At 66.1% G+C, this 15,528-nt stretch carries 13 protein-coding genes; 6 read left to right on the top strand and 7 right to left on the bottom strand.

Annotation, left to right across the window (positions count from 1 at the left end):
• Nucleotides 1-913 precede the first annotated feature (913 nt).
• Together JWN03_RS01765 and JWN03_RS01760 are read right to left on the bottom strand one after the other, a co-directional pair.
• A complete protein-coding gene (locus JWN03_RS01765) occupies nucleotides 914-1,555 on the bottom strand; it encodes a class I SAM-dependent methyltransferase (protein WP_297608624.1) in 642 nt (213 codons plus the stop codon).
• Between the two features lie 113 nt (nucleotides 1,556-1,668).
• Nucleotides 1,669-4,635, bottom strand: coding sequence for an AMP-binding protein (locus tag JWN03_RS01760; protein WP_297608621.1), 2,967 nt, complete (start codon nucleotides 4,633-4,635; stop codon nucleotides 1,669-1,671).
• 536 nt (nucleotides 4,636-5,171) lie between these two features.
• Here JWN03_RS01760 and JWN03_RS01755 point away from each other — a divergent pair.
• From JWN03_RS01755 to idi, 4 genes are read left to right on the top strand one after another with little or no spacing between them, the layout of a single operon-like run.
• Nucleotides 5,172-6,578 carry a family 2B encapsulin nanocompartment shell protein gene (locus JWN03_RS01755; RefSeq protein WP_297608618.1) on the top strand — a complete coding sequence of 469 codons (1,407 nt, stop codon included), beginning with the start codon at nucleotides 5,172-5,174 and terminating at the stop codon, nucleotides 6,576-6,578.
• A gap of 12 nt (nucleotides 6,579-6,590) precedes the next feature.
• On the top strand, nucleotides 6,591-8,450 hold the full coding sequence (locus tag JWN03_RS01750; RefSeq protein WP_297608615.1) for a family 2 encapsulin nanocompartment cargo protein terpene cyclase: 1,860 nt from the start codon (nucleotides 6,591-6,593) through the stop codon (nucleotides 8,448-8,450).
• Between the two features lie 56 nt (nucleotides 8,451-8,506).
• Nucleotides 8,507-9,379: a geranyl diphosphate 2-C-methyltransferase gene (locus JWN03_RS01745; RefSeq protein ID WP_297608611.1), complete on the top strand. Its 873-nt coding sequence runs from the start codon at nucleotides 8,507-8,509 to the stop codon at nucleotides 9,377-9,379.
• Nucleotides 9,376-9,954 (top strand): isopentenyl-diphosphate Delta-isomerase, encoded by a 579-nt coding sequence (idi, locus tag JWN03_RS01740; protein ID WP_297608608.1) that lies wholly within the window; start codon nucleotides 9,376-9,378, stop codon nucleotides 9,952-9,954. The genes JWN03_RS01745 and idi overlap by 4 nt, the downstream gene beginning before the upstream one ends.
• A 145-nt stretch (nucleotides 9,955-10,099) precedes the next feature.
• On the opposite strand, the gene JWN03_RS01735 is transcribed toward idi, so the two are convergent.
• The 3 genes from JWN03_RS01735 to JWN03_RS01725 all read right to left on the bottom strand — a co-directional run bounded on the left by JWN03_RS01735 (nucleotide 10,100) and on the right by JWN03_RS01725 (nucleotide 12,986).
• Nucleotides 10,100-11,584 carry an NCS1 family nucleobase:cation symporter-1 gene (locus tag JWN03_RS01735; RefSeq protein ID WP_297608605.1) on the bottom strand — a complete coding sequence of 495 codons (1,485 nt, stop codon included), beginning with the start codon at nucleotides 11,582-11,584 and terminating at the stop codon, nucleotides 10,100-10,102.
• Between the two features lie 80 nt (nucleotides 11,585-11,664).
• Nucleotides 11,665-12,390 (bottom strand): GntR family transcriptional regulator, encoded by a 726-nt coding sequence (locus JWN03_RS01730; RefSeq protein WP_297608602.1) that lies wholly within the window; start codon nucleotides 12,388-12,390, stop codon nucleotides 11,665-11,667.
• A 74-nt stretch (nucleotides 12,391-12,464) separates the two neighbouring features.
• Nucleotides 12,465-12,986: a hypothetical protein gene (locus JWN03_RS01725; protein ID WP_297608599.1), complete on the bottom strand. Its 522-nt coding sequence runs from the start codon at nucleotides 12,984-12,986 to the stop codon at nucleotides 12,465-12,467.
• Nucleotides 12,987-13,182: 196 nt separating this feature from the next.
• Between JWN03_RS01725 and ilvA the strand changes: the two genes are divergently transcribed.
• Nucleotides 13,183-14,397: a threonine ammonia-lyase gene (gene ilvA / locus JWN03_RS01720; RefSeq protein ID WP_297608596.1), complete on the top strand. Its 1,215-nt coding sequence runs from the start codon at nucleotides 13,183-13,185 to the stop codon at nucleotides 14,395-14,397.
• A gap of 46 nt (nucleotides 14,398-14,443) precedes the next feature.
• Here the strand turns inward: ilvA and JWN03_RS01715 are convergent, their stop codons facing one another.
• Nucleotides 14,444-14,767: a DMT family transporter gene (locus JWN03_RS01715; RefSeq protein ID WP_297608594.1), complete on the bottom strand. Its 324-nt coding sequence runs from the start codon at nucleotides 14,765-14,767 to the stop codon at nucleotides 14,444-14,446.
• 267 nt (nucleotides 14,768-15,034) lie between these two features.
• On the opposite strand from JWN03_RS01715, the gene JWN03_RS01710 reads away from it, so the two are divergent.
• Nucleotides 15,035-15,223 (top strand): hypothetical protein, encoded by a 189-nt coding sequence (locus JWN03_RS01710; protein WP_297608592.1) that lies wholly within the window; start codon nucleotides 15,035-15,037, stop codon nucleotides 15,221-15,223.
• Nucleotides 15,224-15,295: 72 nt separating this feature from the next.
• Here the strand turns inward: JWN03_RS01710 and JWN03_RS01705 are convergent, their stop codons facing one another.
• The gene (locus tag JWN03_RS01705) at nucleotides 15,296-15,490 is read right to left on the bottom strand and encodes a hypothetical protein (protein ID WP_297608589.1); all 195 of its coding nucleotides are present in this window, start codon (nucleotides 15,488-15,490) and stop codon (nucleotides 15,296-15,298) included.
• Nucleotides 15,491-15,528: the final 38 nt, after the last annotated feature.

The following is a 15,528-nucleotide window of genomic DNA, read 5'->3' as shown; positions in this document are numbered from 1 at the left end:
TGCCCGGCTCGGTTCTTCCCTCTCACCGCACCCCTGCAGGACTGGTTCGCCCCGCCGGACCGCAATACCCCCACCACGACAAGAGGATTCCCCACCCCGGGTGCCACCGACAAGTTCACCCCGTCGGCGGCACAGGCCGTTGCCCGACTTGGTTCTTCCCTCTCACCGCACCCCTGCGGGACCGGTTCGCCCCGACGGAATTGGTTCGGCCCGCCGGACCGTAATCTCCGGCTGCGACAAGAGGATTCCCCGTCCCCGGGTGCCACCGACAGGTTTCGTCCCGTCGGTGCTACAAGCCGTTGCCCGGCTTGGCCTTTCGGGTTCTTGATCTTTTCGTTCTTTATGTCCGGGCGTCTTTCGTCTTGTTTGTTTTGTCTTTTTGCGTTGTGATGCTCTGAAACGGGACCACAGCCGGTCTTCCGGCCGGTACCGCAGCTACTTCGGTACTGCGGAAGGTAAATGGGGTACCCCTCCCGACGTCACCAGCACGGCCATCTCGAGCCCTGCTCGCACCCGCAAACCCAACACCCTCTTTCGACGCAAGAAACCCAGTGCACCGACTTCTCGCGGCCTCGAATCCCCCCGAAGCGGGCACCACACAGCCCTTCTCCTTGACCGCACAGCCCGTGTCCGCGCCGCACAGACCTGATAACCGTTGCGCCGCGCAGAGACCCGCTGTGCCGTCCCCGGTAGCCGACGGTTTCTATGCCGAAACGGTCGGTGCACCTGGGTTTCTTGCATCCCGAGCGGTTTTGCGCCCCCGGTGCGAGCAGAGCTCGAGATGGCCGTCACTGGCACGTCGGGAGAGGTACCCGATTTACAGAGAGGATGTGGTTCCGTTCTCGAGAACAAGACACGAAAAGACGAAGACTCAAAGACCAAAGATGAAGAGCGCGAATAGGGGTCGGGGTGGTCAGTTCTTGGGGCGGGCGATCAGGAGGTGGCCGGGGATTGGTTTGTGGTCGATGAGTCGGTCTTCTACGACTAGGCCGGCTGCCTCTAGTGCGGCGATTACGTCTGCGACTGGGCGGATGCGGAATCCGTACTGGGTGAAGGGCATTCGGGCCATTCCTGCTGGGTCGCCGATGCCTATTACGACCTTGCCCTGGGGGCGCAGTACTCGGGCGAATTCCGCGCAGATCTGGTCCAGTTCGGGGACGAAGTAGATGGTGTTGACTGTGATTGCGGCGTCCAGGCTTGCGTCGTCCAGCGGGAGCGCGGTCAGGGAGCCTTCTTCCACCCGCAGTCGTCCTGCCGCGATCTGAGTCGAGAAGCCTGACCTGGCTCGCGTCAGCATATCCGGGGAAATCTCGATCCCGACCACGTTCCCCGTCGGCCCCACCTGCTCGAGCAGCAGCGAGATTCCCACACCTCCGCCGAACCCGATGTCAGCAACGGTCTCGCCTACCCTGGCAGCCGCCGCCTGTACCGCTTCATCGATCAGAAACCGATTGACGCGATTGAGCATCACGGCGGTCCCTTTCCCGAGCAATCCGTGCGGATTACCGAGCTGACCGGCAACAGTGGACATCACGCGCGCTGCAAGGGGATTCATCTCACCGATCGTACCGGCGGCTATGCCCGAAAGCCGGGAGCAAAGACCGCCCCTGCCGGGCTTATCGGCAAGGGCGGTCTCTCGGCTTCGGTGATGCGACGAAGCGGTTCGAACTAGGCGAACAGGCGGTCTGCGAGGTCCTGGGTGAGGATTTCGTAGGTTTCGGATTCGCGGTTGTACCACCAGGTTCGGTCGCCGGGGTGGGGGCGGCCTGCGGCTTGGACGGCGCGGGTGGAGGGGCGGTAGGTGGAGCTGCGGGGGATGTCGTCTACCACGTAGATGAGGTCGGGGCGCTGGTCGGGGGCCAGGTGCAGGAGGGCCTCGGTGACATCCTTGGGGGTCAGGCGATGGCCCTCGCGAATGCTGATGGCGGCGACGGCCAGGGTGCGGTTGCCTGCGGGGAGGCCGTAGGCGACTTCCAGATCCACGGCTGTGATGTCATTGAGGGCGTCGACGATCGGCTGGGTGTAGACGGGGCCGCGCGGTGTGCGAATCACCGTGTCGCTGCGGTCCATCAACCAGTAGTCGCCGTCGCTGTCGCGGCGGAAGAGGTTCTCCGTGGGCATCCAGGCGTCGCCGGGGGTGAAGACGCCGCGCAGGCCGCCGGCCGACAGGTCGACGGTGTCGGAGACGGTGCCGATGAGCAGGCCCACCTCGTTGTCGGCGCAGCGGCGGGCGAAACCCGAGTCCTCGACGATGATTTCGTCGGCGAGCGGGTCGTAGGCGATGAGTTCGACCTTGGCGGTGCCGGGGACCGGACGGCCCTTGCTGCCGATCTTCGCGCCGGACACATTGGCCAGCACCACATCACCCTCAATGGAGGCGTAGAACTCGAGCACCCGAGCCGGGGCGAACCGGTCCTGCGCCCGCCGCCACAGCCCGGCGGGCATACCGGAGCCGATGAACAGGCGGATCGGATGCGGATGACCGTTGGGGAAGGTGTCGGCGTCGAGAATATCGCGCAGCATGGTCCAGGTGTAGGTGACCACGGTGACGCCGTAGCGGTGCACCTCGGCCGCGAACTGCTCCGGATCCAGCGAGCGGGCCAGTGCGATGCGACTGCCGCCGGCCACCGCGCCGCCCAGGCTCACCAGTAAACCGGACGAATGGTGCAGTGGCGCAAGGCAGTAGATGGTGTCCTCGCGGCCCAAATCGGCGGCGGACGCGGTGCCGAACGCGGACAGCGCCCAGCGGTGGTTGGTCACGTACTTGATATCGAAGCGGTCGCCGGTGCCGGTGACCAGAATGAAGGCCAGCTCGCGCGCCAGGCCCGGATTCGGCTGATACCACGAGGGCAGCGTCACCTTCGCCGGATCGATCTGTTCCAGATCGGTGACCACGCAGTCCTGCGGAATATCGAGGGCGCGGGCATCGCCGCCGCCCAGCACCAGGACCCGGCGGCCGGTCGCCGCCGCGGCGCCCAGGTTCTCCGGATCGGCGACAATCAGTTTGGCGCCGGTCAATTCGACGATCTTCGACAGTTCACTGCCGGGGGCGAGCAGCACCGCGACCGCGCCGAGCCGAGACAGCGCGGCAATGGCGACGAGGGCGCTGGGCCGGGTCTCCATGACCACACCGACCCGGGTGGCCGGGCGCACACCGACGGAGACGAGGCCACGCACCACATTGTCGATGCGCTGATTGACCGCGGCATGCGTATGCACCCGGTCCTCGAAGAGGAAGGCTTCCCGCGACGGACCACGGCGCGCCTGCTCGGACAACAAGCGGCCCAGCGAAACTCGGGTGTGCGGCTGGATCATGCCCAGGCGGGTGAGCCGCGGCAGCGCACGCGCCGCCTCACCGGAGAGCTCGACGGTGCCGCGCAGTGTCTGCCCGGCCACGCCCTCGATGGCCTTGCCGAGTTCGGCTCCGGCCTCGGCGAGACTGCCGACGACGTGCACCGCACGGGTGAGTCCGGTGGCCGGACCCTTGCGGGCCACCTCGTGGCTCATGGGCTGGATCTGCTCGGGCAGTTCGCTGCGACCGCTGAGCCAATTCACCCAGTCCCGCACCTGCGGCCAGGTCTGCTTGGTGGCGGTGGAGCCGGAGACGAGACCGAAATGTCCTGCCACCACACTGGATTCGTAGACGTCGGCATTGGGCGCCGCGCGCACGATACCGCGGACGGCGGCGGGCTGGCCGATATCGTCGACCTCGCCGACCACCGCCAGAATCGGGCATTTCAAATCGGCGAGCGAGATGGGCTGATCGCGAATGACGAAACCGCCCAGCATCATTCGATTGTGCTTGATGAACTGCGTCAGCAGATCGGTGAGCGCGGGGCCCGGATAACCGAGCCAGCCGTCGGCCTCCAGGAAGCGGCGCTGCCGTTCCCGGGGCAGCAGGGCCTCCCGGTCGTGCAGCTGGCGCAGGAAGTCCAGCCGGGCCTTGACCGTCTTGACCGGGTCCAGGGCCTGAAAGCCCAGGCGCACCATGGAATCGGTGATCGGCAGCCGGTTGAGCACATGATCGGCGAGGAAGTCGGCCGCACCTTGCGCGAGTCCGTAAGGAATACCGAAGGGCATGCCCGCCACCGCGTCCACGGGACTGCCGAAGGTGACGATGGACTCCACGCCTTTGCCGAGGCGATAGGCCGCGGTCTGATAGGCGAACATGCCGCCCTGCGAGTAGCCCATGAGATGCACACCGCGGCCGGTCAATTCGTTCACGGTCTCGATGGCGCTGTTGACGGCCAGCACATGGTCGGCGAGGTCGCGGTCCCAGCCGCCCTCCTCGGTGGTGGGTGAGCCGAAATCGACCACCCAGCAGTCGATTCCGCCCTCGTTCAGAATGCCGACCGCTCCGTCGGAGCCGTTCACATCCCAGATCTCGGCGGTGACCATGAGTGGGGGCACCAGCAGTGCGACCGGTCGGTCCGAAGGGGCGCTCGCCGCGGATGCCGCAGTGGCATCGGGGAAGTAGTGCCGCAGCCGGTAGGTGCGCTTGCGCTCGACGATCTCGTACGGCGACGATTCGATGTCGTGAACCAGTCCTCCGAACCGGATCACCTCGAGCCCGTTCTGTGCGGTTGCCACGAGGCGCGCCAGCGGCCCCACAACGGACTTCGTATTGAATTTCACGGCTTTGCTCCCAGACCTACCCTGCTCGTGACCTGCGTCATCCGCCCCGACGCGTTCAGATGAGCTTGCCATACGGCCACCCTACTGCGCGGCGGCTGTGACCGGTTCCATGTCGTCATTCGGCCCTGTCACGCCGGAGAAGACCGCCGCGCGCCGCAAAGCCGACGCAGCCAGCAAAAGGACAGCCCGGTCGGTTCAGCTATTTCTGTGAATATGCGAATGGGGCCATCCGCGACAGTGGTCGGCCGGTCAGCACGCTGGTCTAACGCCCGCTCGGGACGATTACGGAGGCGTTGCTGCGATGCCGCGAAGCCCGACACGACGGCGATAGCAATACGCCAGACATCATGTTTATGCATTTCGCTGCGCTCGCACGATTGCGCGATCTACCATCGGTATCGCTGGAACGCACTGTCGCGCTTATCTTTTCACTCATCATGTCTAAATCTCCGCAGGTCCGTGTTCGGACCTGCTGTATCGCCGTGGACTCCACCGCTCGCAGAACGCGGTGGCCCTTCGAAGGTGAGGACCGCAGCATGACCATCGAAATGCCCCTTCAGACTGAAAACGGCCATCGGAAAACCCTCAGTACCACCGCCGCCCACCAGCTGGCGCACACCACCAAATCCGAACCGCAGATGCAGGGCATCAGCTCCCGATGGCTGACCCGCAATCTGCCGTGGACACAGGTGAAGGGCGGTGTGTATCGAGTCAACCGGCGCCTCACCCACACCGTCGGCAATGGCGAGGTCGAATACATCATCAACGGCCCGAACGCTCGGGTCATCCCGCTCGAACTGCAGGAGCTCCCCCAGCTGCGGGGCTTCGAGGACGAGGAGGTGCTCGCCACCGTCGCCGCACGCTTCGAACAGCGCGACCTCCCGCCCGGCACCGTGGTCGCCGAATTCGGCAATCCGATGGATCAGGTGCTGCTGATCGTGCACGGCAAACTCAGCAAGATCGGCACCGGCGAATACGGCGAGGCCACCAAGGTCGGCATGCTCGCCGGCGGCGACTTCTACGGCGACGAGACGCTGGTCGACCCGGACGCCATCTGGCCGGTCACCATCAAAACCGTCACGCCCACCACCATTCTGGTGCTGGCCCGACCAGCGCTGCTGCAGCTCTGCGACAATATCCCGGCACTGCAGGAGCATCTGGCCGCGATGGCCAATGTGCCTGCCGCGCCGCAGAACAAATTCGGCGAGGCCGAGATCGTGGTCTCCTCCGGCCACCACGGTGAGCCGGTCCTCGACGGCACCTACGTCGACTACGACTCGCAGCCACGCGAATACGAACTCAGCCTCGGCCAGAGCGTGTTGCGGGTGCACACCCGCGTCGCCGATCTGTTCAACGATCCGATGGACCAGATCGAGCAGCAACTGCGCCTGACCATCGAAGCCATGTACGAGCGCCGCGAATACGACCTCGTCAACAATCCGGACTTCGGACTGCTCAACAACTGTGACCTCAAGCAGCGCATCTACACCGAGTCCGGCCCGCCTACCCCGGACGATATGGACGAACTGCTCAGCATGCGCCGCAGCACCAAACTCTTTCTGGCGCACCCGAAAGCCATCGCCGCCTTCAGCCGGGAGTGCAATAGGCGCGGCCTCTACCCAGACCCGGTGGAGGTCGACGGCCATCGGGTGCCCGCCTGGCGCGGGGTGCCGATCTATCCGTGCGGCAAGATCCCGGTCAGCGACACCTCCACGACATCCATCCTGGCCATGCGCACCGGCGAGAAGGATCAGGGCGTCATCGGCCTGCACCAGACCGGAATTCCGGACGAGTACGAGCCCAGCTTGAATGTCCGATTCAAGGGTATCGACGATCAATCGATCATCTCCTACCTCGTCAGCTGCTACTACTCGGCCGCCGTCCTGGTCCCCGACGCGCTCGGCATTCTCGACAATGTGTCGATCGCCCGTCAGTCCGACTGATCGGAGCCGGCCATGTCGGTGCTCTCACGCGCCGCGGCGCCGCCCGCCACCCACGAGGTGGCGGCGGCGGTCGCCGCGCTGCTGAATTCCTTCGATCCGAATGCGCCGTCCACCCTCCTGCTCCCGGAGGCCCCTGATTCCGGTGGCGCACTGGATGATCCACGACTGGGCGAATCGGATGCCGCCGAGGCGCATCTCTCGCCCAAACGGCTACTCGGGCCCATGGGATTGGGGTCCGCGAGCCTGCTGGTGAATCTGCCCACGCTCGAGGCGATCGCAGGGATCGCCGATCAGGCATCACATCCGAGCGCACCCGCCGGGGGCGCGGTGCCGGCGCTGCGGCCCGCACCACCGAAACCCGGTGCCGGGCAACCACTTCGCCCGATACCCCGGGCGAACAGCGCGGGATCCGTGCCCGCACCACCTGTCCCGGCGCGGACCGGGGCACCGAAAGCCACCGGACGGGTCGCAACCAGCCCGCCGACGGGAGCGGGCTCAGCGGCGCGAACCAGCGCGCCGGTGGGAAAAAACACGCCGACGGCCACAAGCTCATCGGCGGCGGCCGGCACTGCGGCGGGGCGAATCCCGCTCGGCCCCAAGGGACTCGGAGCATTATCGGCGGCCCGCCGACCGGCCGGAGCAGCACCCGCTCCGGGAGCGAAAACGCCCGGCGCGGTAGTGCCGAGCACCCCGGGAGTGGCAGCACCCAGCGCTTCGGATCTCGCCACGACTCGGCCCGGGCCGCTCGTCGCCCCCGCTGCCGCACCGGCGGCGGGGGTGGCTCCGCCGATCGAAAACGGTGCGGTGCGGACCCGCACGCGGCCGATTTCGCACGGCCCCAGCGGAATCGGCACCGCGTCCGCGCTGCGGACGCAGTCGGCGGGGTCGGCGATTCCGACGCTGTACTGCCCGCCTCCGGTACGGGACGATCCCGCGCTCGCGGCGGCGGTCAATACCGGAATCATCGCCTGGGCACAGGAGATCGGGCTGTACGAGGGCCGATTGGACGATCTGCGCAAGGCCGATTTCGGGCGTTTGATCATGCTGGCGCATCCGGACTGCAATGACGCGGACCGGCTGCTGGCAGCCGCCAAATGCGCCGTATCGGAGTGGTCGGTGGACGACTACTACTGCGAGGAGGACGCCAGCGATATCGCACCGGACGGCAGTCACTCCAGTGCGACAGCGGAACTCGGGCCCCGGCTCGAATTGGCAGCCGCCGCAATGGATCCGGTGCACCTGCCGATCCAGTATCAGGCGCAGGTCGAAAAGGCCATGCAGAGTGATCCGATTCTGCGGGCCTTCCGCACCTCCTTCGAACATCTGTCCCGGTACGCCTCCCCCACCCAGGTCGCCCGGCTGCGGACGGAGATCGCCGGCTGGTTCATCGCGCTGTGCGCGGAGGCCGGCTGGCGGGAGGCCGGGCGGATGCCGCCGGTCTGGGAGTACCTGCTCAACCGGCAGCCGCACAGCTTCCTGCCGTGTATGGCACCCATCGATGCGGTCGGCGGATACGAATTGCCGGCCGCCGAATACACCGACCCCCGAGTCCGGCGGGTGGTGACCACGGCCGCACTGGCCAGCCAGATGGTGAACGACCTGTACTCGATGGCACGCGAAGACCTTTCCGGTGGAAGGGAATTCAATCTGCCGACCGTCCTGGCGGCCGAGGAGAAGTGCTCACGCCGGGAAGCGGTACAGCGCACCGCGCAGGTGCACGATGAACTGGTGCACCGCTTCGAAGCGGAGGCGGGTGCACTCGCCGCGGGCGGTTCCGCGGAACTGCGCCGTTTCCTGGGCGGCCTGTGGGCCTGGATGGGCGGCAATCGCGCCTGGCATGCCGACAGTCGGCGCTACAACGAAAGCGTCTGATCTCCAGGGTTTTTCAGCTCCTCATCTGCACTCAGCGATCGAGAGGATGATCTGCCATGACCACGTTCCGCCCCGAATCCGAGCGCGTGCTGCACACCGACTATCAGAAGTCGGTCGCCGCGTACTGGAACAACAACCCCAATGACGATCGAGTGAACACCGTGCTCGGTGAGGTGGACGGGCTCTACCATCACCACTACGGCATCGGCGAGCCGGACCTGTCGGTCCTGGAGGGCGCCGAGGACACTCGCCAGGAGCGCCTCGTCAGGGAATTGCACCGCCTCGAAACCGCACAGGCCGACGTCCTGCTCGGTCAGCTCGGTGATGTGCGCCCCGGTGATCGGCTCATGGACGGCGGCTCCGGACGCGGCGGTACCAGCTTCATGGCCAACCAGCGTTTCGGCTGCCGGATGGACGGCGTCACCATCTCCGAATACCAGGCCGGCTTCGCGAACGATCAGGCCGCCGAACGCGGCGTCACCGACAGGGTGCAGTTCCACTTCAAGAATATGCTCGACACCGGCTTCGAGGCCGGGTCCATGCGCGGGATCTGGACCAATGAAACCACCATGTACGTGGACCTTTTCGAGCTCTTCGCCGAGTTCTCCCGGCTGCTGGAGCCCGGCGGGCGCTATGTCTGCATCACCGGTTGCTCCAATGATGTGTTCGGCGCGCGCTCGGCGTCGGTGAGCTGGATCGACGCGCACTACGGCTGCAATATCCATCCGCGCAGCGAGTACTTCAAGGCGCTCGCCGCCAATAATCTGGTGCCGGTCGCGGTCACCGACCTCACCCCGGCGACCATTCCGTACTGGGAACTGCGCACCCATTCCGAGCTGGCCACCGGCGTGGAGAAGCCCTTCCTGACCTCGTACAGGGAGGGCAGCTTCCAGTACCTGATGATTACCGCCGATAAGGTAGGCCGGTGACCGGCACTCTCGACACTTCCGACGCCACCCCGGCAGTCGACCGTGAAGCCCTGCTCGTCGAGCTCGTGGACGAGCAGGGCCGCGCGGCCGGATCGCTGGCCGTGGCAGCGGCCCACACCGCGCCGGGCCGGCTGCACCGAGCGTTCTCGGTGCTGCTGTTCGACGCGGACGGGCGGGTTCTGCTGCAGCAGCGGGCCGCGGTGAAAACCCGCTTCCCGCGGCTGTGGACCAATACCTGCTGCGGGCATCCCGCACCCGGGCAGGCGGTGGCCGCGGCCGCCGCCGTGCGGCTGGGTGAGGAGCTGGGAGTGTCGGCCGAGCTGACCGAGGTCGGCACCTTCAGCTATCAGGCGGCGGATGGGCGGACCGGGCGGGTCGAGCATGAGTTCGATCATGTGCTGATCGGGCGGCTGGTCGGGCAGGCGCCGAAGCCGAATCCGGACGAGATCGACGATATCGCCTGGGTGACCGTCGGCGAACTGCGCACCGCGGTCGCCGCCGCACCGGGCGGTTACACACCGTGGCTGGCTCAGGTCATCGAGCTCGCCGACCGGGCGTACACCTCCGGTCGCTGACTACGCGTATTCCGGCGGCCAGAGCCGGGACACCGTCTCGGTCGCCTAGTTGCCGGAGGCATTCACCTGCCGCGCAATGACTTCGACGGTGACCCGCTCCCGCTCGCCGCTTCTGACGGCGCGGATTATGTGGCTGCGGACACACTCATACGGTCATGGCGAATCGCGAACTCTTCGCCAGGCCGTAGTAGACAGCGAACGCCAGAACACAGCCGATGAACCAGCTGTACTGGGCTGCGGTGTACATACCGCTCACATCCTTGGCCAATACCGGGAAGACCGCGGCGGCCGCGCCCACCACCGTGGCGATCACGGCGACCGGGTTGAATCCCTTTCGGTACCAGTAGCTTCCGGTCTCCGACAGTGTGAACAGATCGTCCACCACGATCTTGCGCTTGCGGATCAGGTAGTAATCGGCGATCAGCACACCGAACAGCGGGCCGATGAACGCGCCCAGGGTCTCCAGCGTGTAGTGGATGACCTCGGGATTGTTGTACAGATTCCACGGGGTGATGAGCACCGAGCCGACGGCCGCGATCATGCCGCCCATGCGCCAGCTGATGCGCTGCGGGCTGACATGGGAGAAGTCGAAGGCCGGGGAGATGAAGTTGGCGACGATATTGATGCCGACGGTCGCGATGGTGAAGGTCAGCGCGCCGAGCACAATGGCGAAGGTGGAATCGATGCGCGACACCGTCTCCACCGGATCGGTGATGAGCTTGCCGTAGACCGGAATGGTCAGCGAGGCGGTGATCACCACGAGCAGTGAGAAGGCCAGGAAGTTGACCGGCAGCCCGAGCAGATTGCCGCGGCGCACCGCCGGCATGGACTTGGCGTAGCGGGAGAAGTCGCCGAAATTCAGCATGGGGCCGGAGAAGTAGGACACCACCAGGGCGATCGCGCCCAGCACCACCGGCAGCGCATCCCAGCCGTGGTACTTCACCGAACCGAGTTGCAGATTGATCGAACCCCAGCCGGCCTTGTAGATCAGGTAACCGCAGAGCGCGAACATCACGACATACACTGCGGGACCGCAGAAGTCGATGAACCGGCGAATGGACTCCATGCCCTGCCAGAACACCGCCGCCTGCACCACCCAGAGCACCAGGTAGGCGCACCAGCCCAGCAGCGACAGGCCGAGGAACCCATAATCGGAGGAGACGGCATACGGCGCCAGGCTCGGGAACAGTTTGACGGCAACCACAATCAGCGCCGCCGAGGCCAAGTAGGTCTGAATCCCGTACCAGGCCACCGCGATCAGGCCGCGAATAATGGCCGGAATATTCGCGCCTCGTACTCCGAAGGCGCTGCGGCACATGACCGGATAGGGCACACCGGTCCGCTGGCTGGGCGCGGCCACCAGATTGCACAGGAAGTAGACGATGGTGATGCCGACCAGCAGTGCGGCGAGCACCTGCCAGCCGGCCAGGCCGAGCGCGAACAGACTGCCCGCGGTGACGTAGCCGCCGACGCTGTGCACATCCGACATCCAGAAGGCGAAGATATGGTATGAGCCCCAACGCTGTTCGCGCAGTGGGGCCAGGTCCTCATTGGTGAGCGCGGGGTCGTAAACTGGGGCGGTCACCGTGGGGGGTGTGTCCGCCGTGACGGGTGTGGCGATATCGGTCATGGCGCATCCGATCCGAAGAGCAATGGTGGGCTCAAGGTAGGAACGGGCCGTTGCCCCGCCATTGCACCTCCATTGCCCCCTTATTTCGGGATCGATATATCTTCCGGGGCCATCAGTAATCCGGTGTCGGTGGGCAGTGTGGAGATCACCTGCTCCAGCCGCAGGTGATGCCGCCGGGCGATGGCGAGCAGCCGATCCACATCGCGGTCCAGGAACGCATCGAGCATGAGATTGTGATCGCCGTGCAGGCGTTCCCGGTCCGCGTGCGATACGTGCACCATGGGCTGGATCGGCTCGGTGACATTCCAGGCTGCCTCGAGCATGTGGATGAGGCGGAACAGGCGCGAGGGCCGGGTCAGGGCGAGATGGAAGACCCGAGACTGCCGATGGTAGGTGACCGGATCGTCATCGTGAATCGCCTTCTCCAGCAACTCGTTCGCCGCCACCAGCGCTGCCCGATCCGCGGCGGAGGCATGCAGCGCCGCCATGCTCAGCGCCGCCTCCTCCAAGGTCTGCCGCACGATATACATTTCGCGCAGTTCGGCGGCGGTCAACTGGGCGACGGCGTATCCGGCGTGCTGTTCGTGCGTGACCAGGCCCTCCCCGATCAAGATCTTGAGCGCCTCGCGCACCGGAATATGGCTCACACCGAACAGTTCCGCGATCTCACGCAGCGGAATCACGGTGCCCGGCGGGGCTGCGCCGTCCAGAATCACCCGGCGCAATTCACCGAGAATGATCTGCGGTCGACCCGGTTGGTCGACCACCAGGGTGGCCAGCAGGGCGGAGCGTCGGCGTGGGGGCATACCGCCACGGTAGGTTTCCAGTGTTGGTTTTCTCGGTCGGTGGTGTCACAACCAGGAAAAGTTGCGGGGAGTTTTCACCACATACTGGCGGACAACCGGCCCGGGCCGGTGGTGACGCCGAGGCCCATGCAGCCCATGACCATATCGGGCGTCATCATCTCGTATTCGGCGACCACTCGGACGCGACCGCCCTGGCCGAGACCGCCGACCACCTCCATCGGGCCGATCGTGGGTTGCATCATTCCTACCGGCCACGGGCCCCACAATTTGCTCGTCTCGCCGTCCGACCAGAGGATGTCGACGGTGAGCGGACCGTCCGCCGGATGCATGCAATCCGATACGGCCACATGAACTCCGGTGAAGGTGCCGCCGGTAATGCCCGGGACGCCGAGGCAATCCCACAGCCTGCCGACCGAGGTGAAGGTGAGCTGCCGGGGTGACATGCCGATCGCGCCGTCCACGGCGGTCCAGCGGAAATCGCCGCCGGAACAGCTGCCGATGGTCGGGACCACCGCGGCATCGGACGTCGCGATCGGGACCGTGCTCAAAGCGGTGGCAACGGCGAGTGCGGTCACGATCTTCACTGCATTCGGCACAGCTTCCCTCTCCCGGTGGTCGAGCGGAGCATCAGAGCAGGTCAGCGCGAAATCGGGCAGGAGCTCGATCGGTCAGAAGATAGCTCGGGAGGTGGTCTCGGCCCGGGATTGCGCGGCGTCGCCGGGTCCATACGCGTGGCGCGGCGCGGGCGGGCGGGGACGAGACAGGCCGGTTGACACCTGGCAGCATGGCGCCATGGACCTGATCGCACGGATCGACGCGGCGGCAAACCTCTTGGCACCGGTCATCCGCCGGACCCCGATGGTGGCATCGCGGGTAATGGCGGAGCGCACCGGGCACGAGGTCTGGCTCAAATGCGAGAACCTGCAGCGGACCGGGTCGTTCAAACCGCGCGGGGCCTACAACCGCATTGCCAACCTGCCGGAGGCCGAACGGCGGCGGGGCGTGGTGGCGGCCAGCGCGGGCAATCACGCACAGGGAGTGGCCTGGGCGGCAACGTCATTGGGCATCGAGTCGACGGTGTTCATGCCGGTCGGTGCGGCTCTGCCGAAACTGGTGGCCACCAAGGCATATGGAGCCACGGTGCATCAGGTCGGCGATACCATCGACGAATCACTCATGGCAGCACGGGAATTCGCCGAGCAGACCGGGGCGACACTGGTCCATCCGTTCGACCATCCCGATATCGTGGCCGGACAGGGGACGGTGGCGCTGGAAATCCTGGAGCAGCTCCCGGAGGTCGGCACGGTCATCGTTCCCACCGGCGGCGGCGGATTGCTCGCGGGCGTCGCTGGGGCGCTGCAGCAGCTGGCTCCGCAGGTGCGGGTGATCGGCGTGCAGGCTTCGGGTGCGGCGGCCTGGCCCGGATCGCTGGAGGCCGGGAAGCCGATTCGATTGGCGCACATGGTCACCATGGCCGACGGTATTGCCGTGGGGCAGCCCGGTGAGGTGCCGTTCGGGCACATTGTCGAATGCGCGCCGACCATCCTGACCGTCGACGAGGATGCGCTGTCCCGGGCGCTGCTGCTGTGTATGGAACGCGCCAAACTCATTGTCGAACCGGCGGGAGCCGCTGCGGTCGCCGCGCTCATGGCCTGCGATCTGGACGAGCTCGATCTGCAGGGTCCGGTGTGCGCGATTCTCTCCGGTGGCAATATCGACCCGCTGCTGCTGACCCGGGTGATCGGCCACGGGTTGAGCGCCGCGGGCCGCTATCTCGCCGCCCGCGTCACCATCTCCGACCGCCCCGGCAGTCTCGGCGGACTGCTCGCCGAGCTCGGCCGTACCGGCGCGAGCGTGCTCGATGTGGTCCATTCGCGCACCGACACCTGGCTTGCCATCGACGAGGTCGAGGTACTGCTGACCTTGGAAACCCGCGGGCCCGCCCATCGCGACGAGGTGCTCACCGCACTCGCGGATGCGGGATACACACTGCGCGTACAGGATTGAGCACGCTGGAACTCAGTGCGCATTGATCAGTGCGCATTGAAGAGACTCAGTGCGCCCCACCGAGTTCCAGCGCGAGCACCCCCACGATCACCAGCCCGATCCCGCCGACCTGCACCAGCGTCAGGCGCTCATCCAGGAACAGCGCACCGATGGTCGCCACCGCCACCACACCCACGGCCGACCAGATGCCGTACGCGACCCCGATCGCCATCCCCCGTTTGAGCGCCTGCGACAGGAAGACGAATGCCGCCGCGTAGCCGATCACCACAATGATCGACGGCACCAGTTTGCTGAATCCGTCGGAGATCTTCAGCGACACCGTGGCCGTCACCTCGAAGGCTATGGCCATTCCCAGAAACAACAAGGTCATGCCGGCAGAATATCGGGCGCGCAGGGCCCGAAATGAGAAGCCTGCCACGACGCCGTATGGTTACCGTAGACGGCATGTGGATGCCACCGCACTTCTGAGCCGCCTCAGCGCTGAACCACAGAGAGCGCACTCGTGCCGAATTGTCAGCGCTTCCGCTGAGCCTTCGCACCTTTCCGGCTCCGAACGCCGATTTCCCGCCGCTACGCGGCACTCCGATCTCGACCGGCCACCCCCGGTGAATCGGTCACACTCCCTCAGGAGGACCTCGTGTCTGACCAAACCGCAAGCCCGGAACCGCAAGCAGTCGATTCCGAGACCCCCGCCGCCGACCGGCCGATGTCGCGCCGCGAACGCCGGGGCAAGCCCGCCCGCAAGCAGTCCGACACCGGCCCGGTCCGCGCCCCGGACCGCAACGCCATCCCCGCCAACAAGCGCCTGAATTTCGTCAAAGGCTGACCCCAGCCCGCACCTCGAATCACGAATGCCCGCCGCTTCTTGCGGCGGGCATTCGTCGTTCGTACAGGATGATCAGCGACCGTCTTCGTCTGTACCGTTCATCAGCCGGTCCAATTCACGTGGGTCGAGCCGTTTGAGCTCCGCCTCGAAAGCCCGGTCGTAGTGCCGGTCGTTCGGGTCACCGCCGTAGCACCGCCGCGACACACGACCGTACTGCTTCAGGAACGGCTGGATCTCGGCCTGTAGCCGTGCTTCCCGCTTGGACACCAGCGAACCGTAGCCGTCGCATCCGGCGATGGCTACGG

This window comes from Nocardia sp. (genome assembly GCF_025465275.1).
In the GTDB taxonomy this organism is placed as follows: Bacteria; Actinomycetota; Actinomycetes; order Mycobacteriales; family Mycobacteriaceae; genus Nocardia.
This window is presented reverse-complemented; position numbering and strand designations above follow the sequence as displayed.